Below are 19,985 nucleotides of genomic sequence, written 5' to 3'. Positions count from 1 at the left end.
GGGGCCGGGACGGCGACCGACAGCGACGGCACCGGGGCGGTGAGCTGCAGACCCGGGGCCGGCGGCTGCAGGAAGGCCCCGACCGGCACCGGCGTCGTGAGGTGGTGCCCGGCGGTGGCGGCCGCCTCGGCCGCTGCCTCCTCCGCCGCGTCGGCGTCCAGGACGGTGGCCCCGGGACGGCCGGCGGGAACCGCCGGCGCGGAGGACTGCGGCGTCAGCTGGCTGCGGGATCCGGGGGAAGACATGGACACTTTGTGCCCTGAGGGTCGCACTGGGTCAAGCAGGTGGACACTGAGCGATGTTCGTGTCGCCTCGCACGCAGCACCCGTCCCAACCGGCCGAGGTGACGTGCTGGACCGGCCCCCTCGCAGGGGCCCGCCGTGAGCGTGCGAGCGGTGGGGGGCGAGGGGGTCCTCGTTCAGGCGGCCGCGAGGCAGACGGCCCCGGTCGCGCGGGCGCCGGAGCGGGCCGGCTGGGCGCCGCCCACCAGCGCCAGGGCGGGCTCGGGGACGGGCGTCTCGGTGGCACCCTGCTCGGCGGTCTCGGCCGAGGCGGCCGCGGCCGGGTCGTCGTCGGGGGTGCCGGGACGACCGGCGCCGACCCCGGCGAGCGCGACCGGGCGCACGGTGCGGCGGGCCGGCTCGGCCAGCCGCATCTCCAGGCTGACCTCGGCCAGCAGGTCGGCCAGTTCGACGTCGAGGGCGTCGCAGATGGAGGCGAGCAGCTCGGAGGACGCCTCCTTCTGACCCCGCTCCACCTCCGACAGGTAGCCCAAGCTGACCCGAGCCGCACCCGAGACGTCCCGCAGCGTCCGCCGCTGCCGCAGCCGGTGACCCCGCAGGGTGTTCCCCAGCTGTGTGCGCAGCAGCGTCATGGCCGTCTCCTGTCCACTCCGACGAGCAGTTCCGACTCGTGGTGTCGTGTGCACGGGCGCCCACCGGACGGACCGGAGGACCCCGTGTGGTCACCGTACGCGGCCATGACCCTGGTCACCGTCCCGGTGGGGGGCACGTCCGCTCATGGCGTAACACCGGCGGACCCGGACTGGTTCCCGGCCGGCACCGGGTGCTCGTCCAGCCGGTCCAGCAGCCGGAGCAACGCCGTGTCCACCGCGCCGGCGCGCACCTGCGCGCGGTCCCCGGGGAGGTCGAGCTCGTGGACGACGGTGAGCAGCCCGTCGCTGAGCCCGAGGTAGACCCGTCCGGGGGCGTGCCCGTCGACGGCGTCCGGGCCGGCGACACCGGTCAACCCGACGCCCCAGGTGGCCGAGCAACGGACCCGGATGCCCTCCGCGAGCGCCGCGGCCGTGCGCTCGCTGACCGGCCCGTGCTCGGCCAGCACGTCGGCCGGGACCCCGGCCAGCGCCGTCTTCAGGTCGGTGGCGTAGACGACCGCGCCACCGCGCAGGCTGGCGCTGGCGCCGGGCACGGACGCGAGGGTCGCGCAGAACAGCCCGGCGGTCAGCGACTCGGCCGCCGCGACGGTCTCACCCCGCGCCAGCAGTCCGGCGTGCAGCCGCGCCGCGGGCGACGCGTCGGCCGGCGGCCGGCTCACGCGGCGTCGTCCCGGCGGGTGCTCCCGGGTGTGCCGTCACCACCGGCGGCCGCTCGGCGGGCCTCGGCGGCCCGCATGGCGCGCGCGCTGGTGCGCCGCAGGGTGAGAGCCCGGTAGACGTAGTCGATGCCGGTGATGACGGTGAGCACCAGGGCGGCCGCCATCACCCACCAGCGGGCCGAGGCCAGCACGCCGGTGAGCGGCAGGATGTAGAGCCCGATGGCCAGCGCCTGCAGCACGGTCTTGGCCTTGCCACCGCGGCTGGCGGCGATCACCCCGTGCCGGATGACCCAGAACCGCAGCAGGGTGACCCCGACCTCGCGGACCAGGATCACCACGGTCACCCACCAGGGCACCAGCCCGAGGACCGAGAGCCCCAGCAGCGCCGTGCCGGTGAGCGCCTTGTCCGCGATCGGGTCGGCGAGCTTGCCGAACTCGGTCACCTGGTTGGTCCGGCGGGCGATCATGCCGTCGTAGCGGTCGGTGATGATGGCGCCGGTGAAGAACAGCGTGGCCCAGACACGTCGTCCGTCGTCCATGCCGCCGTCGGAGAGCAGCAGCAGGGCGAACAGCGGCACGACCGCGAGCCGGAGGAGGGTCAGCGCGTTGGGCAGGTTGAGCAGCCGCACGGACTGCGGGGGCGTGGCCGCCGGGTCCGCCGCGCCGTCGGGCACCACGGCGCTCATGCGGTTCCTCTCCGGTCGGCTCGCCGGCTCGCCCACGTCCCTCAGACCCCAGCCGCTGCCAGCGCCGGCACGACGGCCCGGGCCAGCAGGTCGACGCCCTCGGTGTCCACCACCGTCGCCGTCACCAGCTGACCGGCGACCGCCCCGTCGGGCACCCCGGCGACCGTCGTCGTCCCGTCGGCGTCCGGGTCCTGGTGGGCGGCGTGGCCGGCCCAGGTGCCGGCGCCCTCGGACTCGGCGAGGTCCTCGGTGAGCAGCACCTCGACGGTGGTGCCGATGCGGGCCTCCGCGCGCTGGGCGGTGAGCTCCTCGACCAGGTCGGTGATCCGCCGGACCCGGGCGTCGATCTCGTGCTGGTCGAGCTTGCCCGGCAGCCCGAGGGCCTCGGTGCCCTCCTCGTCGGAGTAGCCGAAGACCCCGACGGCGTCCAGCCGGCCCGCGACCAGGAAGCGCTCGAGCTCGGCGACGTCGTCCTCGGTCTCCCCCGGGAACCCGAGGATGACGTTGGTGCGGAAGCCCGCCTCGGGGGCGAGCGCGCGGGCCCGCTCGATGATCCCCAGGAAGTCCTCCGTGCCGCCGAAGCGGCGCATCCGGCGCAGCAGGCCCGCTGACGAGTGCTGGAAGGACAGGTCGAAGTAGGGCGCGATGCCGGGCGTCGCGGCGATGACCTCCAGCAGCCCGGGCCGGAGCTCCGCCGGCTGCAGATAGGCCACCCGGACCCGGGTGATGCCCGGCACCGCGGCGAGCTGGGGCAGCAGCTTCTCCAGCGAGCGCAGGTCGCCGGCGTCCTTGCCGTAGGAGGTGGAGTTCTCGCTCACCAGCACGATCTCGGTGACGCCCTGGGAGGCCAGCCAGTGGGCCTCGCCGAGCACCTCGCCCGCGGGCCGGGAGACGAACGCGCCGCGGAAGGCGGGGATGGCGCAGAAGGAGCACCGGCGGTCGCAGCCCGAGGCGATCTTCAGCGCCGCGGACGGGCCGCCGGCCAGCCGCCGGCGCTTCAGCCAGTCGTGACCGGGGATCGCCGGTGCGTCCGGGGTCGCGGCCGCCGCGGTGCGCTCCACCGGGCTGATCGGCAGCAGGGTGCGCCGGTCGCGCGGGGTGTGCGGGACGAGCGGGCGGCCGGTGAGGACGTCGTCGAGCCGGTCACCGATGGCGGTGTAGTCGTCGAAGCCGAGCACCGTCGCCTCGGGCAGCGCGCCGGCGAGCTCGGCGCCGTAGCGCTCCGCCATGCAGCCCACGGCGATGACCTCGGCACCGGAGTCGGTCGCGGCGAGGATCGCGTCGACGGAGTCCTTCTTCGCGGTCTCGATGAAGCCGCAGGTGTTGACCAGGACCGCGTCGGCGTCGTCGGCGTCCTCGACCAGCTCGTAGCCGTCGCCGGCCAGCCGGCCGGCGAGCTCCTCCGAGTCGACCTCGTTGCGGGCACAGCCGAGGGTCACCACCGCCACGCGGCGGGGCGCGGCAACGGAGGGCTGCCCTTCGAGGGACGTCAGGGGGCTGGGCAGAGCTGGCACTGCCTCATCCTAGGCGTCGTCCGGCTCCCGGCCCGGTGGCACACCAGCGGGGTCCCTTCCTCACAGCTGCCCCCCGCGCAGCGTGAACATGACCGACTCCAGCTCGTCGGGCTTGATCAGCACGTCGCGGGCCTTGGAGCCCTCCGACGGCCCGACGATGCCGCGGCTCTCCATCAGGTCCATCAGCCGGCCGGCCTTGGCGAAGCCGACCCGCAGCTTGCGCTGCAGCATCGAGGTGGACCCGAACTGGCTGGTGACGACGAGCTCGACGGCCTGGACGAGCAGCTCCAGGTCGCTGCCGATGTCCTCGTCGATCTCCTTCTTCTCACCGGCGGCAGCGGTGAAGACCTCCTCGCGGTACTCGGGCTCGGCCTGCCGCTTGGTGAACTCGACGACCGCCTCGATCTCGGCGTCGGAGACGTAGGCCCCCTGGACCCGGATCGGCTTGCCCGCCCCGATCGGCAGGAACAGGGCGTCACCCATGCCGATCAGCTTCTCCGCGCCCGGCTGGTCGAGGATGACCCGGCTGTCGGTGAGGCTGGAGGTGGAGAACGCCAGCCGCGAGGGCACGTTGGCCTTGATCAGACCGGTGACGACGTCGACCGACGGGCGCTGGGTGGCCAGCACCAGGTGGATCCCGGCGGCACGCGCCTTCTGGGTGATCCGGACGATCGACTCCTCGACGTCGCGCGGGGCGACCATCATCAGGTCGGCGAGCTCGTCGACGATCGTCAGGATGTAGGGGTAGGGCTGGTAGATCCGCTCGCTCCCGGGCGGGGCGGTGATCTCGCCGCGCTCCACCTTGCGGTTGAAGTCGTCGATGTGCCGCACGCCGGTGGCCCGCATGTCCTGGTAGCGCTGCTCCATCTCCTCGACCAGCCAGGCCAGCGCGGTGGCGGCCTTCTTCGGGTCGGTGATGATCGGCGTGATCAGGTGCGGGATGCCGTCGTAGGGCGTCAGCTCGACCATCTTCGGGTCGACCAGGATCATCCGCAGCTGGTCCGGGGTGGCCCGCAGCAGCAGCGACGTGAGCAGCGAGTTGATGCAGCTGGACTTGCCGGCACCGGTGGCACCGGCGACCAGCAGGTGCGGCATCTTCGCCAGGTTGGCGCAGACGAAGCCGCCCTCGATGTCCTTGCCGAGCCCGACCAGCATCGGGTGCGGGTCCTGCTTGGCCACCTGCGAGCGCATGACGTCGCCCAGGCTGACCGTCTCCCGGTCGGTGTTGGGCACCTCGACGCCCACCGCCGACTTGCCCGGGATGGGGGCCAGGATGCGGATGTTGTCGTTGGCCACCGCGTAGGCGAGGTTCTTGGTCAGCGCGGTGATCTTCTCGACCTTGACCGCGTTGCCCAGCTCGATCTCGTAGCGGGTGACCGTCGGGCCACGGGTGTAGCTGGTGACGGCGGCGTCGATGTTGAACTGCTCGAGGACGCCGGTGATCGCCTCGATGGCGACGTCGTTGGCCTTGGACTTGGCGCGCGGCGGGGTGCCCGGGCGCAGCACGCTCACCGAGGGCAGCGTGTAGGTGCCCTCGACCGGCTCGATGCGGAGCTGCTCGGGCTCCTCGATCGGCGGCAGGTCCTCCGGCGGGGCGGTCCGGTCGACCGGCATCGGCGCCCGGCGGGCCGGGGCGGAGGCCACCGGGACGGCCTCGGCGGCCGGCTCCTGCGCGACCGCCTGCGGCGCCTCGGCGTAGGCCGCGTGGTCGATGACGCCGGTGTCCAGGGTGTCCTGCACCTCGGAGACCGCCGACTTCCGACCGCGCCGGGCTCTCGGCGCGGGCTCCTCGTCCTCGTCCTCGTCGTCGTAGAACTCGAGGTCGTCGCCGTCCTCGTCGTCCCGGCCGAGCTGCCGGTCGGCCCACTCCCGCAGCCGTTCGGGCACCTGGTGCACAGGGGTGGCGGTGACGACGAGCAGACCGAAGAAGGCCAGCAGGACCAGCAGCAGCACCGTGACGACGCTGCCCAGGCCCGCGCTCAGCGGGCTGCCGAACGCCCAGCCGAGCAGGCCGCCGGCGCCGGACCGGTCGTCCGGGTCCACGTCGGGTCCGGTGACGTGGGCGATGCCGACGACCGCGGCCACCACGCTGGTCCAGCCGATGACCAGCCGGCCGCGGGCCTCGGGGTGCGGCGGGTGCCGGAGCAGCCGCAGGGCGACGAGGAACAGGACCACGGGCAGCGCCGCGGTGAGCCCGCCGATCGCCCAGCGGACGGCGTCGGCGAGGCCGGCGCCGACCGGGCCGATCCCGTCGGTCCAGGTCGCGGCACCGAGCACGATGGCCAGGCCGAGGACGGCGAGACCGACCCCGTCCCGCCGGTGCTCGGCGGCGAGCGGCTCGGCCTCCTCCGGTCGGGCCACCGACCGGGCGACGGCGCCGGCACCGCGGGCCAGCAGGCCCCACGTGCCGGTGGCACCGCGCCACAGGCTGCCGGCGAGGGTGCTCTGGTTCCGCTTCGGTGCCGGCCGTCGGGCGGCGGTGGAGCCGCGCTTGGCCGGGGGGCGCTTCTTGGCTGCGGTGCTGCCGGAGCGCGGGCGGGTGGTGCCGCTCCCACGCGCCGGCGCCCGGTTCGACGTCGACGCGCGAGCAGGCATGCGTCAGACCGTAATCCGGTCGGCGCCTCCAGCGGCCCATCTCGCGCAGCGTGTCCGCCGCGGACCCAGCCGGGGCACAGGCGCGCGGGTCCAGGGACCGGCCGTCCGGTGCGCCGCCACCGGCACCCGGGTTGGGGCAGGATGCGCCCGCATGAGCGGCTACCAGACCGCAGCGTGGTCGGACTTCTCGGTGGCGGTGGTGGGCGCCTCGGCAGCCCTCACCGGCCTGCTGTTCGTCGCGGTGTCGATCAACGTCGAGCAGATCCTCGCCGGCGACGCGCTGACCGGCCGCAGCGTCAACGCGCTGCTGCTCTTCCTCGTGCCGCTGGTCGTGGGCACGCTGCTCCTGGTGCCGGACCAGCCCCGGGCGGCGGTGGGGACCGAGCTCGTGCTCACCGGGGCGGCCGCGGGCGGCTGGCTGCTGCGGATGAACCGGCCCGGCAACCGCGGCAGCCTGGAGCCGCTGCTGAGCTGGGTGCTCATCCGGCTGCTGCCCAGCACGACGATCGCCGCCGGTCTGCTGGCCGCCGGGGTGAGCCTGCTCGCCGGCGCGGGCGGCGGGCTGTACTGGGTCGTGCCCGTCGTCCTCGTCGCGTTCCTCGGCGGGCTCGCCACCGCCTGGGTCCTGCTGGTCGAGGTCCGCCGCTGACCCGGACCGGGCCCGCGCCTCCCCGGCTACGGTCGCAGCCGTGACGACGACGCAGACCCTCCCCTACGGCAGCTGGCCGACGCCGATCACCTCCGAGCTGGTCGTGCGCGCCGCGGCCCGGCTCGGCGAGGTGGTCGTCGACGGCGACGACGTCTGGTGGGCCGAGGGCCGGCCGAGCGAGGGTGGTCGCACGGCGCTGGTGCGGCGCCGCCCGGACGGCACCACCACCGACCTCCTCCCCCCGCCGTGGAACGCCCGCACCCGGGTGCACGAGTACGGCGGCGCAGCATGGACCGTGGCCGGGGGCACCGTCTGGTTCACCGACTACGCCGACCAGCGGCTGTACCGGGTCGACCCGGGCAGCAGCGAGGCGGTCGCGGTGACCCCGGCGCCGGCCGTCCCCTCCGGCGTCCGGTTCGCCGACCTGTCCGCCGACGGGGACGGCGTGCTGGCCGTCCGGGAGACCCACACCGCCTCGGGGTCCTCGGCCGAGGTCGTCCACGAGGTGGTGTGGATCGCCGCCGACGGCGACGTGGAGGTGCTGGTGAGCGGGCCGGACTTCGTCTCCGACCCGCGGCGGGCGCCCGACGGCGTCACGCTGTCCTGGCTGCAGTGGGACCACCCGAACATGCCGTGGGACACCGCCCAGCTCGTGGTCCGGGCCGCGGACGGCACCGAGCACGTGCTGGCCGGCGGCCCCGGCCGGTCGGTGGTCCAGCCGGTGTGGGGCGCGGACCTGAGCCTGTGGTGGTTCGACGACCGCACGGACGTCTGGTCGCTCCACCGCCGCCGGCCGCACGGCGAGGTGGAGCTCGTCCTCGACGTCGGCCGCGACATCGCCGGCCCGCAGTGGGTGTTCGGGCAGAGCCGCTTCGCCCTGCTGCCCGACGGCCGGGTGGTGGTCGCCTACGGCCGGGACGGCGCCGACCGGCTCGCCGTCCTGACCCCCGACGGGGAGGTGCGCGAGCTGCCCTCCGAGCACGCCGTCTTCGGGCAGGTGCGTGCGGCCGGGGACGCGGTGGTCTGCGTGGCCGGCGGCCCGGCGTCAGAGCCGGTGGTGCTGCGGGTCGCGCTGGACGGCGCGGCCGAGGTGCTCCGCCCGGCCCGGGAGCTGGGGGTGGACCCGGCCTGGTTCTCCCGCCCCGAGCACGTCACCTTCCCCACCGACCCGCGGGACTCCGGGGTCGGCGAGGCGCACGCGCTGGTCTACCCGCCCACCAACCCGCAGGTGACCGGACCGGACGACGAGCGGCCCCCGCTGCTGGTGCTGGTGCACGGTGGCCCGACCTCCGCCGCCCGGTCCGTGCTGGACCTCGGTGTCCAGTACTGGACCTCCCGCGGCTTCACCGTCGCCGACGTCGACTACCGGGGCTCCACCGGCTACGGCCGGCGCTTCCGGGACGCGCTGCAGGGCCGCTGGGGCATCACCGACCTCGACGACGTGGTCGCCTGCGCGCAGTGGCTGGCGGAGCAGGGCCGCGTCGACCCCGCCCGGCTGGCGATCCGGGGCGGCTCGGCCGGGGGCTACACGACACTGGCGGCGCTGACCTTCCGCCCGGGCGTCTTCGCCGCCGGCGCCAGCCACTACGGCGTCGCGGACCTGGCGGCGCTGGCCGCGGACACGCACTCGTTCGAGTCCCGCTACCTCGACGGTCTGATCGCGCCGTGGCCGTCCGGCGCCGACGTCTACGCCGCCCGCTCGCCCATCCACCACACCGACGCCCTCGACACCCCGCTGGCGGTCTTCCAGGGCGACGAGGACCGGGTGGTGCCGCCCGAGCAGGCCGAGATGATGGTCGCCGCACTGCGGGCGAAGGGCGTCCCGCACGCCTACGTGCTCTTCGCCGGCGAGCAGCACGGCTTCCGGAAGGCGGAGAACATCCGGGCCGCCCTGGACGGCGAGCTGTCCTTCTACGCCCAGGTGCTCGGCTTCGAGCTCCCCGCCGAGGAGGGCATCGAGCCGATCACCGTCGTCCGGTAGCCCCGCGAGAGGTCGCCGGCTGCCGCGGTGAACGGATCGGCCGCCGGCGACGTATGCCCTCCGACGGCGCCCGTCCCGGAGGCGCCCGCCCGGGAAGGAGCGGCGATGGCGCGTCAGCGAGGTCCGGCCCCGGCCGACCAGCTCGACGTACGCGCGGCGTACGCCGCCCACGGCCCGGAGCTGTACCGCTTCGCGCTGCGCCAGCTCGGCGACGGCGGGGCGGCGCAGGACGTGGTCCAGGAGGTGTTCCTCCGGGCCTGGCGGGCCGCGGACTCCTTCGACCCGCAGCTGGCGAGCCTGCGCACCTGGTTGTTCGCCATCGCCCGCAACGTGGTGGTGGACGAGGCCCGGCGGTTCGCCGTGCGGCCGTGGCAGCGGGAGCTGACCGACGGCACCGACCTCCCGGCTGAACCGGGGGCGGGCACCGACGAACGGCTCGTCGACGCCTGGGTGGTGGAGGAGGCCCTCCGGCGGATCGGCACGGAGCACCGGACCGCGATCGTGCAGACGCACCTGCGCGGGCGACCGCACGCCGAGGTCGCCGCCGAGCTCGGGATCCCCGTGGGGACGCTGCGCAGCCGGGTGTTCTACGGGTTGAAGGCACTGCGCCTGGCGATGGAGGAGATGGGAGTGGAACCGTGACCGACCTGCCGCCGGACGCCCACCGCGCGCTGCGGGAGCAGCTGGGCGTGTACGTGCTGGGCCACGGCACCCCCGCCGAGCGCGCCGCCGTCCGCGCCCACCTCGACGGCTGTGCGACCTGCCGGGCGGAACTGGGCGAGCTGGCGCCGCTGGTCGGGCGGCTCGCCGATGTCGACCCCGACCGGCTCGACGACGTGCCCGGGCCGCCGCCGGGGCTGGGCGAGGCAGTGCTCGCCCGGATCGCGGCCGAGGGCCCGCGTCCCGCCGACCTGGCTGCCCGCCGGGCCCGCCGTGCCCGGTGGCGGGTCGCGGTCGCCGCGGTCGGCATCGCGGCCGCTGCCTTCGGCGGTGGGTGGCTGGCCCGCCCGGTCCCGCCCCCGCCGCCGTTGGAGGCGGTCGCCGTGGAGGTGGACCGGGCGGGCGTGACCGCGACGGCCGACGTCGTCCCGCACACCTGGGGCGTGGAGGTGAGGCTGTCGGGTTCCGGCTTCGCCGCCGGTGAGGTCTACCGGCTGACCGTCCGCGACGACGAGGGCCGCGAGGTGGCGGCCGGGGAGTTCCTGGGGGTGGGCGACCAGCCGCTGCACTGCAGCATGAACTCCTCCGTGCTGCGGCAGGACGCCGCCGGCTTCGAGGTCGCCGACGCCGCCGGTGCGGTGGTGCTCCGCTCGGTCCTCTGAGCCGCGGTCGAGGCACCGGCGACGGCCCAGCGGAGGAGGACGGCCGGGACCACGGGGCCCGGCCGTCCGTCGGCCCCGCTGCAGCAGGAGGACCCCGGCCCCCTCACCCCTCGCACGCTCGGGGCGAGCCTCGGGCCGGGGCCTGAGGGGCAGCGGGGTCCTTCAGACCTCGAGGACGGTGGGGATGATCATCGGGCGGCGGCGGTACTTGTCCGACACCCACTTGCCGACCGTCCGGCGGATCACCTGGGACAGCCGGTGGGCGTCCACCTGCTCGTCCTCCATCGCCCGCTTGAGCTCCTTCTCCACCAGCGCGAGCACCTCGCTGAAGGCGCTCGGGTCGTCGGAGAAGCCCCGGGTGGACAGGTGCACCGGCCGCACGATGGTGCGCGTCGAGGGCTCGATGACGACGGTCAGCGCGACGAAGCCCTCGTCGCCGAGGATCCGCCGGGCCTGCAGCGACTCCTCGCCGACGTCGCCGACGTTGAGCCCGTCGACGTAGACGTTGCCGATCGGGACGCTGCCGACGATGGAGGCCTTGCCGTCGACCAGGTCGACGACGACGCCGTCCTCGGCGAGCAGGATCCGGTCGGCGGTCATCCCGGTCTGCTCGGCCAGCGCGGCGTGCGCCCGCAGGTGCCGCCACTCCCCGTGCACCGGCATCAGGTACCGCGGCTTGGCCACGTTGATCAGGGTCCGCAGCTCCCCGGCGGGGGCGTGCCCGGAGACGTGCACCATCGCCGTCTCCTTGTGGATCACCGTGGCGCCCAGCCGGGCCAGCCCGTTGATCACCTTGTAGACCGCGGTCTCGTTCCCGGGCACCAGCGAGGAGGCCAGGATGATCGTGTCCCCGGCCTCGATGGTCACCTGGTGGTGGTCGCCACGGGCCATCCGGCCCAGCGCCGACAGCGGCTCGCCCTGCGAGCCGGTGCTGATCAGCACCACCTGCTCCGGCGGCATCGCGGTCGCCTCGTCCAGCTTGACCATCAGCCCGGGCGCGACCCGGAGCAGGCCGAGGTCCTGGGCGACGCCCATGTTGCGGACCATCGACCGGCCGACCAGGGCCACCTTGCGCTTGTGCCGGACGGCGCAGTCGAGCACCTGCTGGATCCGGTGCACGTGGCTGGCGAAGCTGGAGACGATCAGCCGCTGGCTGGCCCGCTCGAAGACCGAGTCGAGCACCGGGCCGATGTTGCGCTCGGAGGTGACGAAGCCGGGCACCTCGGCGTTGGTCGAGTCGGCCAGCAGCAGGTCGATGCCCTCGACGCCCAGCCGCGCGAACGCACCGAGGTCGGTGAGCACGCCGTCCAGCGGGAGCTGGTCCATCTTGAAGTCGCCGGTGTGCACCAGCGTTCCCGCCGGGGTGTGCACGGCCACGGCCAGGGCGTCGGGGATGGAGTGGTTGACGCTGATGAACTCGCAGTGGAACGGCCCGGCCAGGTGGTCGTCACCGGCGGCCACCTCGACCAGCACCGGGTCGATCCGGTGCTCGCGCAGCTTGGCCTTGACCAGGGCCAGGGTGAACCGCGACCCGACCAGCGGGATGTCGGCGCGCAGCCGCAGCAGGTAGGGCACCGCACCGATGTGGTCCTCGTGCCCGTGGGTGAGGACGACGGCGGTGATGTCGTCGAGCCGGTGCTCGATGACCCCGAAGTCGGGCAGGATCAGGTCGACGCCGGGCTGCTCGGCCTCGGGGAAGAGCACCCCGCAGTCGATGACCATCAGCTGGCCGTCGAACTCCAGGACGGCCATGTTGCGGCCGATCTCCCCGAGCCCGCCGAGGGCCATGACCCGCAGCGCGCCCTTCGGCAGCGGCGGCGGTGCCTTGAGGTCCAGGTGCGGCTGTGTCGTGAGGGCGGAGGTGGTCACAGGCTGACGCCTCCCGCGGCGAGGTCCATGCGCAGTTGCTCCAGCTGTTCGGGGGTGGCGTCGACGAGGGGCGGGCGGACCGGGCCGGCAGGCAGCCCCAGCGCGCGCAGCGCCGCCTTGACCAGGATGACGCCCTGGGTGCGGAAGATCCCTGTGTAGACGGGGAGGAGTGCCTCGTTCACGGCGCGCGCCTTGACCAGGTCGCCGGACTCCACCGCGGCGACCAGTTCGGCCAGCCGCGGCCCGACGAGGTGCCCGACGACGCTGACCACGCCGACCGCGCCCAGCGCGAGCAGCGGCAGGTTCAGCATGTCCTCACCGGAGTAGTAGGCGAGGTCGGTGCGCGCCTTGGTCCAGGCCACGGCGCCGAGGTCGCCCTTGGCGTCCTTGACCGCGACGATGTTCGGGTGCTCCGCCGCGCGGACCAGCGTCTCGACCTCGATCGGGACGACGGAGCGCGGCGGGATGTCGTAGAGCATGACGGGCAGGTCGGTCGAGTCCGCGACGGCGGTGAAGTGCCGGAGCAGGCCGGCCTGCGGCGGCTTGTTGTAGTAGGGCGTGACGACCATCAGGCCGTGCACGCCGAGGCGGGCGGCCGACTGGGCCTTCTCGATCGAGTGCGCGGTGTCGTTGGTGCCCACGCCGGCGACCACGGTGGCCCGGTCACCGACGGCGTCGAGCACCGCCTCCAGCACCGCGTGCTGCTCGCTGTCGCTGATGGTCGGCGACTCCCCCGTCGTCCCGAAGACGACCAGGCCGTCGTGCGCCCGGCGGTCGACCAGGTGCGCGGCGAGCTCCTGCGCGCCGGCCAGGTCGATCGTGCCGTCCTCGGCGAGCGGGGTGACCATCGCCGTCAGGACGCGCCCGAAGGGCCGGGCGGGGTCGGTGGTCATGCCAGGAACTTACCGGCCCGCACCGACACCACCGGAGCGCCCGGCGCCGGTCCACGTCGCGAGGTGGTCGGCGAGGACGCCGGCCACCGGAGCGGACGGCGTCCCGCGGTGCTGGTGCGTCACCCGGAACCGGAGCCCGGCCGCGGAGCCGGCCCAGCCGACCGCCGGCACCCGGGCGCCGGGGAGCCACTCCGGGCCGAGCGGGGGCGCCCAGGTGTCCCCCGGCAGCGCTGCGTCGACCTCGGTGACGACGACCTCGTCGGCGTGCGGGAGGAACGAGGCGTAGACCCCCCCGCCGCCGATGACCCACACATCGCCGTCCACCGCCAGGACGTCGTCGACCGACCGGGCGACCTCGACGCCGGCGTCGGCGGCGTCCAGCGTCGAGCTGAGGACGACGTTGCGCCGCCCGGGCAGCGGCCGGACCCGCGGCGGCAGCGACTCCCAGGTGCGCCGGCCCATCACCACGGTCGAGCCGAGGGTGAGCGCCCGGAACAGCCGCAGGTCCTCGGGCAGGTGCCAGGGCAGGACGCCGTCCGCGCCGATGACGCCGCCGGCGGCCTGCGCCCAGACCATCCGGAGCATCAGACGGCCACCGCACCCCGGATCGCGGGGTGGTGCCGGTAGTCGAGCAGGTGGAGGTCGGCGTAGTCGTGGTCGAACAGCGAGGGGGCCGGGTCGATGGTCAGCTGCGGGAAGGGCAGCACCTCGCGGGAGAGCTGCTCGCGCACCTGCGGCAGGTGGTTGGTGTAGATGTGGCAGTCCCCGCCCACCCAGACCAGGTCACCCGGCTCGAGGCCGACCTGCTGGGCGACCATCCGGGTCAGCAGCGCGTAGCTGGCGATGTTGAACGGGACGCCGAGGAAGAGGTCGGCGCTGCGCTGGTACAGCTGGCAGGACAGCCTGCCGTCGGCCACGTAGAACTGGAACAACGCGTGGCAGGGCGCCAGCGCCATCTCCGGCAGGGCAGCCACGTTCCAGGCGGACACGACCATCCGGCGCGAGTCGGGGTCGCGGCGCAGCGTGTCGAGGACGCCGGCGAGCTGGTCGATCGACCCGCCGTCCGGGGTGGGCCACGACCGCCACTGGACGCCGTAGACCGGCCCCAGGCTGCCGTCCTCGGCTGCCCACTCGTCCCAGATCGAGACGCCGTGCTCCTGGAGCCAGCTGACGTCGCCCTCGCCGCGGAGGAACCACAGCAGCTCGTAGGCCACCGACCTCCAGTGCACCTTCTTGGTGGTCACCATCGGGAACGCCTGGGACAGGTCGTAGCGCAGCCGCTCCCCGAACAGGCTCAGCGTGCCGGTGCCGGTGCGGTCGGACTTCGGGCTGCCGGTCTCCAGCACCCGGCGCAGCAGGTCCTCGTACTGCGTGTCCACGGCGGTGCTGGACACCGGTGTCCCCGGGTGGACGGCGAGCTCGGCCATGTCGACTCCTCGTCGCGGCGGTGGGTGGAGCGGGTCGGTGCCGGTCAGCCCTCGGCGACGAGCGGGCTCGCGGCGACCGCGGTCCCGTCGGCCAGGTCGCTGATCCGGAAGTCGTCGAACACGTGCGGGGCGACCCGCTGCAGGTCGCGCAGGCAGGCGACGGCGAGCTCGCGGATCTCCACGTCGGCGTGCTCGCTGGCCCGCATGGCGACGAAGTGCCGCCAGGCCCGGTAGTTGCCGGTGACGACGATGCGGGTCTCGGTCGCGTTCGGCAGCACCGAGCGGGCCGCCTGCCGGGCCTGCTTGCGCCGGAGCGTGGCGTTGGGGACGTCGGCGAACCGCTTCTCCAGGCCCTCGAGCAGCTCCTCGTAGGCGGCCATCGCGGCGTCGGTCGCGGCGAGGAACCGCTCGTGCAGCTCGGGGTCCTCAGCGATGACCGCCGGCTCGACCACGGCGGCGTCCCGTTCGGGCACGTACCGCTGGGACAGCTGGCTGTAGGAGAAGTGCCGGTGCCTGATCAGCTCGTGCGTCAGCGACCGGGAGATGCCGGACAGGTACATGCTCACCGTGCCGTGCTCGAGCACCGAGAGGTGCCCGACCTCGAGAACGTGCCGCAGGTAGCCCTCGTTGCTCGCGGTCGCCGGGTTCGGCTTGTCCCAGGACTGGTAGCAGGCACGCCCGGCGAACTCGGCCAGGGCCTGCCCGCCGTCCGCGTCGGTCTCCCACGGGACGTCGGCCGGCGGGGTGAAGAGGGTCTGCGCGACGACCTGCACCTTCAGCGGGGCGATGGCGGGCACGCGACGAGCCTACGTCGCCGGGACCGGGCCCTCGACGCCCCCGACGGCGACCCCGCCGCCGTGTCGCGACCGATTGACATCACCATGATGCTCGACATGGCGTCAAGGTGATGCCATGTTGACGTCATGGAGAACTCGAACAACGACACCGACCTGCACCGGGCGATGGCCCCGCGGTTCCCCACCGAGCCCCGTCCGCCGCTCCGCCCGGTCCGCGCGCCGCGGCGCCGTCCCCGGTGGCTGGGGAGGCGGTCGCTGTGACCCAGCCGCCCGCTCCCCGGCCGCACACGCCACCGGGCCCCACGCGCCGGGCGACCCCACCGCCGTGGATCCCGGGAGTGACGTCACGATGGCGTCCATGGACCTGAGCGAGTACGTCGACGCGCTGCGCCGTTCCCTGACCACCGCAGCGGCCGCCGGCACCGAGCAGACGCAGGAGACGGCGCGGCTGCTGGGCGACACCATCGAGCCCGCCGTCCGGCTGGCGGTGACCGACGCGCTGTCGGCGATGGCCGCCGAGATCACCGCCGCCTGGGACGGCGGTCTGGTCGACATCCGGCTCCGCGGACGCGACCCCGAGGTCGTCATCGTGCCGGCGCCCGACCCCGAACCCGCGGACCAGGCCGACGACCGGGCCGCCGAGGGTGAGGCCGACGACGACGGGTCGATGGCCCGGATCAGCCTCCGCCTGCCCGAGTCCGTCAAGTCCCGCGCTGAGGCGGCCGCGGCCGCCGCCGGTGTCTCGCTCAACGCCTGGCTGGTGCGCGCCGTCGTCGCCGGCCTCCGGCCCACCGACCCACCGCGCTCCGGGCGCGGCCCCCGCCGCTACTCCGGCTTCGCCCGGAGCTGACCGAGGAGCTCCTCGTGACCGTCCGCACCCACCGCATCCCCCTCTCCGACGCCCTCCGCTCGCTCGAGGTGCGCAACCCGGCCGGCTCGACGACCGTCGACGCCGACCCGGCGGCCGACGAGGTCGTCATCGAGGTCCAGCCGCTCAACGGCATCGCCGAGGAGCTGGTCGACCGGCTGGACCTCGTCGTCACCCGCGGTCACCTGCGGCTCTCCGTGCCCGACCGCCGACTGCTCCGGGCGCCCGCGTTCGCGCTCTCGGTCACCGTGCCGCCGGACACCGCCGTGACGGTCGCCGGCGCCTCGGCCACCAGCACGCTGCGCGGCCGGCTGGGCAGGGTGACGCTGACGAGCTCGAGCGGTGACCTCGACGTCGAGCACTGCACCGCGCTGCAGGCCCGGTCGGCCAGTGGCGACGTCCGCGCCGGGCGGGTGGACGGGACCTCGGACGTCGGCAACGCCTCGGGCGACGTGCGGATCACCGACGCCGGCGGGCCGTTGCAGGTCCGTTCCGCCTCCGGCGACCTGCTCGTGGGCACGGCTGCCACGGACGTCACCGCGAGGACCGCCTCCGGGGACGTGCGGATCGACTCCGTGGCCAGCGGCACGGTCCGGCTGACCACGGTCTCCGGTGACGCCACCGTCGGCGTCGCGCCGGGACTGCGCATCTGGCTCGACGTCCAGACCGTGTCCGGGCGGCTGCGGTCGGAGCTGGCCGAGGACACCCCGGACGCCGGCGGCGCCGCGCAGCTCTCCCTCAGCCTGCAGTCGGTCTCCGGGGACCTGCGGTTGCGCCGCGCTGCGGGTCAGCCGGCTGCGCCCCCGTCCGCAGGCTGACCGGCCCCGGTCAGGGGTGCGCCGGCCGCGGCACGGGCGAGTGCCGGCGCGAGGTCCCCGACGCCGGTGACGGTCACCTGCTCGAGCTCCATCCAGTCGGCCATCAGCCGGAGTTCGGTCGCGAGTGCCCACGCCACCTCCGGTGCGTCGACCCCGGTCTCGGCATGGGCGGACTGCACCCGCAACACACCGGCCTGCCGGTCGGCCTTCAGGTCGACCCGGGCGACCAGGCGGTCACCGAGCAGGAAGGGCAGCACGTAGTAGCCGTGCACCCGCTTCGCGGCCGGGGTGTAGATCTCCAACCGGTACCGGAAGCCGAAGATGCGCTCGACCCGGGGGCGCTCCCAGACCAGCGAGTCGAACGGGGTGAGCAGCGCCCGGGCGCGGACCCACCGGGGCCGGCGGGCGTCGGGGTCCAGCCAGGCCGGTCGGTCCCAGCCCTCCACGTGCACCGACTGGAGCTCGCCGCCCTCGACCAGCTCGGCGATCGCCGTCCGCGCATCGATCACGGGCAACCGGAAGTAGTCGCGCAGGTCGGTCTCCGTCGCCACCCCCAGCGCGCGGGCGGCGGTGGCCACCAGCGCGCGGACGGCGTCGGCACGGTCGGGGGTCGGCGCCTGCACCACCTCGGGCGGGAGGACGCGCTCGGTGAGGTCGTAGACCCGCTCGAAGCCGGCGGTGCGGGCCCGCGCGGTGAGGGCCCCGGTGAAGAAGAGCCACTCCAACGCGACCTTGCCGGCGTGCCAGTTCCACATCGACCCCGGCCGGTCGGGGCGCGGCTCGATCAGCTGGCTGGCCCGCAGCGGCCCGCCCTCCCGGACCCGGTCGAGGACCTCGCGCACGTAACCGGGCCGCTCCCGCTGGAGCCGCACCATGTTGCCCCACGCGTGCTGCTCGGCTGCAGCCATCCGCCACCGGAGCTGCGGTTGCAACCGGACCGGCAGGAACGACGCCTCGTGCGCCCAGTACTCGAAGAGATCGTGCCGCCGGTTGGACAGCGCGTCCAACGCCGGGCGCGGGTACGGGCCGAGCCGGCTGAAGAACGGCAGGTAGTGCGACCGCGACAGCACGTTGACCGAGTCGATCTGCACCACGCCGAGCCGCTCGACCGTCCGGCGGAGCTGCCGCGTACCGACGTCGCCGCCGGGGCGCGGGTCGGCGAAGCCCTGCGCGCCCAGTGCGATGCGGCGCGCCAGCCCCGCGGACAGGCGCTCTCCGGACGACGTCACGGCCGCGATCCTGCCGTGGGGGTACGACCGTCCCGCCACCGGACACCTACGCTGCCCCGGTGACGTCCCTCCCCCGCCCCGGTCTGCCCGGCCGGGCCGAGGTGTCGGTGCGGCTCGCCCGCCCCGAGGACGCCGAGGCCATCGCGCGGGTCCAGGTGGTGACCTGGCGGGCGGCGTACCGCGCGCTGCTGCCGCCCGCGGTCCTCGACGACTGGGACGAGACCGCCGCCGTCGCCGCGTGGTGGGCCGCAGTCGCCACGCCGCCCACCCCGGGGCACGGCGTGCTCGTCGCGCTGGACGGCTCGGAGCTGACCGGCTTCGCCGCCTTCGGCCCGGCCGAGCTGGCTCCCGAGGAGCAGCCCCTGCCCGAGGGTCCGACCAACGAGGTCACCGCGCTGCTGGTGGAGCCCCGTTGGGGCCGGCGCGGTCACGGCAGCCGGCTGCTGGCCGCAGTCACCGATCTGTCCGCCGCGGCGGGGGTCCGGCGGCTGCAGCTGTGGCTGCCGGAGGAGGACGACGTCACGGCCCGCTTCCTGACCGGTGCCGGCTGGGCGACCGACGGGTGGGTGCGCACGCTGGACACCGGGAGCTCGACACTGCGTCAGCTCCGCTGGCACACCCTCCTGGAGGGCGAGCAGCCCGACGGGATCGACGAACGAGGAGTGCAGTGACGTTCTCCGGTTTCCCCGACGAGGGGCTGGTCTTCTACGAGGGCCTGGAGGCGGACAACAGCAAGACCTACTGGACACAGCACAAGCACGTCTACGACGAGCACGTCCGGCGGCCGATGCAGGAGCTCGCCGATGAGCTCGCGCCGGAGTTCGGCACGCCCAAGCTGTTCCGGCCGTACCGCGACGTCCGCTTCAGCCACGACAAGACGCCGTACAAGACCCATCAGGGAGCGGTGCTCCACGTGGAGGGCCGTGGCGTGGGGTCGGTCTACGTGCAGGTCTCCGCCGAGGGACTGCGCGTGTCCGGCGGGTGCTGGCGGCTGCAGCCCGACCAGGTCGAGCGCTACCGGCGCGCGGTGTCCGACGACGCCCAGGGACCCCGGCTGGAGGCCGAGGTCGCGTCCCTGCGCGGTGGGGACTTCTCGATCGACGGCGACAAGCTCGTGCGGACGCCCCGTGGCCACCCCGCCGACCACCCACGGCTGGACCTGCTCCGGCACAAGTCGTTGCACGCTTCGCAGGAGTGGGAGCCGGCTGACTGGCTGCAGACGCCAGCGGCGCTCGAGCGGGTGCGGAGCGCCTGGCGTTGCTGCGCGGGCCTGAACCAGTGGCTGGCCGACAACGTCGGCGCGACGACCGCCCCACCCGACCGCCGCCGCTGAGCCAGTTCCGTCCTGACGTATCCCGGCGTACGCACCCGGCGCGCACCCCATGACGCCCCGCGAGCGCCTTCGCCCGACCACGTACCGGCGCTTTCGCGCGCCCCAAAGTACGGATGCTCTCGCGCGCCGAAGTACGGATGCTCTCGCGCACGAATGTGCGGGGGCTCTCACGCGGAAGCCGGCGGGTGGGTGGTGAAACTGGCCCGGGAATGCAGGAAACGGGGTCACAGCAGATGCTGTGACCCCGTTCCTGGGAGTTATGTCCGGCGGCGTCCTACTCTCCCACCCGGTCCCCCGGGCAGTACCATCGGCGCTGAAAGGCTTAGCTTCCGGGTTCGGAATGAGACCGGGCGTTTCCCTTTCGCCATGACCGCCGTAACACTGTGAAGATGTCACCCACCCCCACCACACACCCCGCCCCCGACCAGCGGGGAAAGGGCAGTGTGGGGT

21 protein-coding genes and 1 rRNA gene are annotated in these 19,985 nt (G+C 74.4%); 9 read left to right on the top strand and 13 right to left on the bottom strand.

Annotated features, from left to right (window positions below):
• From FHL79_RS22000 to FHL79_RS21975, 6 genes are all read right to left on the bottom strand, one after another.
• A partial coding sequence (locus FHL79_RS22000; protein WP_218938564.1) for a hypothetical protein occupies positions 1 to 245 on the bottom strand: 245 nt, incomplete at its 3' end.
• Between the two features lie 173 nt (positions 246 to 418).
• A complete protein-coding gene (locus FHL79_RS21995; protein ID WP_138760693.1) occupies positions 419 to 874 on the bottom strand; it encodes a helix-turn-helix domain-containing protein in 456 nt (151 codons plus the stop codon).
• 143 nt (positions 875 to 1,017) lie between these two features.
• Positions 1,018 to 1,554: a CinA family protein gene (locus FHL79_RS21990; RefSeq protein WP_138760692.1), complete on the bottom strand. Its 537-nt coding sequence runs from the start codon at positions 1,552 to 1,554 to the stop codon at positions 1,018 to 1,020.
• The gene (gene pgsA / locus FHL79_RS21985) at positions 1,551 to 2,240 is read right to left on the bottom strand and encodes a CDP-diacylglycerol--glycerol-3-phosphate 3-phosphatidyltransferase (protein WP_138760691.1); all 690 of its coding nucleotides are present in this window, start codon (positions 2,238 to 2,240) and stop codon (positions 1,551 to 1,553) included. The genes FHL79_RS21990 and pgsA overlap by 4 nt, the downstream gene beginning before the upstream one ends.
• A gap of 41 nt (positions 2,241 to 2,281) precedes the next feature.
• Positions 2,282 to 3,754 (bottom strand): 30S ribosomal protein S12 methylthiotransferase RimO, encoded by a 1,473-nt coding sequence (gene rimO, locus FHL79_RS21980; RefSeq protein ID WP_246081107.1) that lies wholly within the window; start codon positions 3,752 to 3,754, stop codon positions 2,282 to 2,284.
• Positions 3,755 to 3,814: 60 nt separating this feature from the next.
• Positions 3,815 to 6,349 carry an FtsK/SpoIIIE family DNA translocase gene (locus FHL79_RS21975; protein ID WP_138760690.1) on the bottom strand — a complete coding sequence of 845 codons (2,535 nt, stop codon included), beginning with the start codon at positions 6,347 to 6,349 and terminating at the stop codon, positions 3,815 to 3,817.
• A 151-nt stretch (positions 6,350 to 6,500) separates the two neighbouring features.
• Between FHL79_RS21975 and FHL79_RS21970 the strand changes: the two genes are divergently transcribed.
• The 4 genes from FHL79_RS21970 (at position 6,501) to FHL79_RS21955 (ending at position 10,301) form a co-directional block, all read left to right on the top strand.
• Positions 6,501 to 6,998, top strand: a complete 498-nt coding sequence (locus FHL79_RS21970) for a hypothetical protein (RefSeq protein ID WP_138760689.1) — start codon at positions 6,501 to 6,503, stop codon at positions 6,996 to 6,998.
• A gap of 40 nt (positions 6,999 to 7,038) precedes the next feature.
• Positions 7,039 to 8,979: a S9 family peptidase gene (locus tag FHL79_RS21965; RefSeq protein ID WP_138760688.1), complete on the top strand. Its 1,941-nt coding sequence runs from the start codon at positions 7,039 to 7,041 to the stop codon at positions 8,977 to 8,979.
• Positions 8,980 to 9,084: 105 nt separating this feature from the next.
• Positions 9,085 to 9,621: a sigma-70 family RNA polymerase sigma factor gene (locus tag FHL79_RS21960; RefSeq protein ID WP_138760687.1), complete on the top strand. Its 537-nt coding sequence runs from the start codon at positions 9,085 to 9,087 to the stop codon at positions 9,619 to 9,621.
• Positions 9,618 to 10,301 carry an anti-sigma factor family protein gene (locus FHL79_RS21955; protein WP_138760686.1) on the top strand — a complete coding sequence of 228 codons (684 nt, stop codon included), beginning with the start codon at positions 9,618 to 9,620 and terminating at the stop codon, positions 10,299 to 10,301. Before FHL79_RS21960 ends, FHL79_RS21955 begins: the two co-directional genes overlap by 4 nt.
• Before the next feature lie 162 nt (positions 10,302 to 10,463).
• Here the strand turns inward: FHL79_RS21955 and FHL79_RS21950 are convergent, their stop codons facing one another.
• From FHL79_RS21950 to thyX, 5 genes are read right to left on the bottom strand one after another with little or no spacing between them, the layout of a single operon-like run.
• Complete coding sequence (locus FHL79_RS21950; RefSeq protein WP_138760685.1) at positions 10,464 to 12,170, bottom strand: ribonuclease J; 1,707 nt, start codon at positions 12,168 to 12,170, stop codon at positions 10,464 to 10,466.
• Entirely contained in the window at positions 12,167 to 13,063 is an 897-nt protein-coding gene (gene dapA, locus FHL79_RS21945) for a 4-hydroxy-tetrahydrodipicolinate synthase (RefSeq protein WP_138760684.1), read from the bottom strand. The genes FHL79_RS21950 and dapA overlap by 4 nt, the downstream gene beginning before the upstream one ends.
• Positions 13,064 to 13,072: 9 nt before the next feature.
• Positions 13,073 to 13,648, bottom strand: coding sequence for a dihydrofolate reductase (locus FHL79_RS21940; protein ID WP_138760683.1), 576 nt, complete (start codon positions 13,646 to 13,648; stop codon positions 13,073 to 13,075).
• The gene (locus tag FHL79_RS21935; RefSeq protein ID WP_138760682.1) at positions 13,648 to 14,490 is read right to left on the bottom strand and encodes a thymidylate synthase; all 843 of its coding nucleotides are present in this window, start codon (positions 14,488 to 14,490) and stop codon (positions 13,648 to 13,650) included. Before FHL79_RS21935 ends, FHL79_RS21940 begins: the two co-directional genes overlap by 1 nt.
• Positions 14,491 to 14,534: 44 nt before the next feature.
• A complete protein-coding gene (thyX, locus tag FHL79_RS21930) occupies positions 14,535 to 15,287 on the bottom strand; it encodes an FAD-dependent thymidylate synthase (RefSeq protein WP_138760681.1) in 753 nt (250 codons plus the stop codon).
• A 126-nt stretch (positions 15,288 to 15,413) separates the two neighbouring features.
• On the opposite strand from thyX, the gene FHL79_RS26270 reads away from it, so the two are divergent.
• The 3 genes from FHL79_RS26270 to FHL79_RS21920 all read left to right on the top strand — a co-directional run bounded on the left by FHL79_RS26270 (position 15,414) and on the right by FHL79_RS21920 (position 16,973).
• Complete coding sequence (locus FHL79_RS26270; protein WP_281283892.1) at positions 15,414 to 15,548, top strand: hypothetical protein; 135 nt, start codon at positions 15,414 to 15,416, stop codon at positions 15,546 to 15,548.
• Positions 15,549 to 15,645: 97 nt separating this feature from the next.
• Entirely contained in the window at positions 15,646 to 16,137 is a 492-nt protein-coding gene (locus tag FHL79_RS21925; protein ID WP_138760680.1) for a toxin-antitoxin system HicB family antitoxin, read from the top strand.
• A 14-nt stretch (positions 16,138 to 16,151) separates the two neighbouring features.
• Positions 16,152 to 16,973 (top strand): DUF4097 family beta strand repeat-containing protein, encoded by an 822-nt coding sequence (locus FHL79_RS21920; RefSeq protein ID WP_171058289.1) that lies wholly within the window; start codon positions 16,152 to 16,154, stop codon positions 16,971 to 16,973.
• Here the strand turns inward: FHL79_RS21920 and FHL79_RS21915 are convergent.
• Complete coding sequence (locus FHL79_RS21915) at positions 16,943 to 18,202, bottom strand: winged helix-turn-helix domain-containing protein (protein WP_138760678.1); 1,260 nt, start codon at positions 18,200 to 18,202, stop codon at positions 16,943 to 16,945. The two genes, FHL79_RS21920 and FHL79_RS21915, sit on opposite strands and share 31 nt — an antisense overlap.
• 59 nt (positions 18,203 to 18,261) lie before the next feature.
• Between FHL79_RS21915 and FHL79_RS21910 the strand changes: the two genes are divergently transcribed.
• Positions 18,262 to 18,873: a GNAT family N-acetyltransferase gene (locus FHL79_RS21910; protein ID WP_138760677.1), complete on the top strand. Its 612-nt coding sequence runs from the start codon at positions 18,262 to 18,264 to the stop codon at positions 18,871 to 18,873.
• Positions 18,870 to 19,535, top strand: a complete 666-nt coding sequence (locus FHL79_RS21905; RefSeq protein WP_138760676.1) for a DUF2461 domain-containing protein — start codon at positions 18,870 to 18,872, stop codon at positions 19,533 to 19,535. The genes FHL79_RS21910 and FHL79_RS21905 overlap by 4 nt, the downstream gene beginning before the upstream one ends.
• Before the next feature lie 261 nt (positions 19,536 to 19,796).
• Here the strand turns inward: FHL79_RS21905 and rrf are convergent.
• Positions 19,797 to 19,913, bottom strand: a 5S ribosomal RNA gene (gene rrf / locus FHL79_RS21900).
• Positions 19,914 to 19,985: the final 72 nt, after the last annotated feature.

It is taken from the genome of Modestobacter altitudinis (assembly GCF_005930475.1).
In the GTDB taxonomy this organism is placed as follows: domain Bacteria; phylum Actinomycetota; class Actinomycetes; order Mycobacteriales; family Geodermatophilaceae; genus Modestobacter; species Modestobacter altitudinis.
The sequence above is the reverse complement of the archived record's forward strand: the minus strand, read 5'-3'. Positions and strand labels throughout refer to the sequence as shown.

What these genes read in the sequence shown, in the direction of transcription:
- FHL79_RS21995 (WP_138760693.1), bottom strand. Translation starts at nt 874, where the DNA reads ATGACGCTGCTGCGCACACAGCTGGGGAACACCCTGCGGGGTCACCGG.
- pgsA (WP_138760691.1), bottom strand. Translation starts at nt 2,240, where the DNA reads ATGAGCGCCGTGGTGCCCGACGGCGCGGCGGACCCGGCGGCCACGCCC.
- FHL79_RS21975 (WP_138760690.1), bottom strand. Translation starts at nt 6,349, where the DNA reads ATGCCTGCTCGCGCGTCGACGTCGAACCGGGCGCCGGCGCGTGGGAGC.
- FHL79_RS21970 (WP_138760689.1), top strand. Translation starts at nt 6,501, where the DNA reads ATGAGCGGCTACCAGACCGCAGCGTGGTCGGACTTCTCGGTGGCGGTG.
- FHL79_RS21960 (WP_138760687.1), top strand. Translation starts at nt 9,085, where the DNA reads ATGGCGCGTCAGCGAGGTCCGGCCCCGGCCGACCAGCTCGACGTACGC.
- dapA (WP_138760684.1), bottom strand. Translation starts at nt 13,063, where the DNA reads ATGACCACCGACCCCGCCCGGCCCTTCGGGCGCGTCCTGACGGCGATG.
- FHL79_RS21940 (WP_138760683.1), bottom strand. Translation starts at nt 13,648, where the DNA reads ATGCTCCGGATGGTCTGGGCGCAGGCCGCCGGCGGCGTCATCGGCGCG.
- FHL79_RS21935 (WP_138760682.1), bottom strand. Translation starts at nt 14,490, where the DNA reads ATGGCCGAGCTCGCCGTCCACCCGGGGACACCGGTGTCCAGCACCGCC.
- FHL79_RS26270 (WP_281283892.1), top strand. Translation starts at nt 15,414, where the DNA reads ATGGAGAACTCGAACAACGACACCGACCTGCACCGGGCGATGGCCCCG.
- FHL79_RS21925 (WP_138760680.1), top strand. Translation starts at nt 15,646, where the DNA reads ATGGACCTGAGCGAGTACGTCGACGCGCTGCGCCGTTCCCTGACCACC.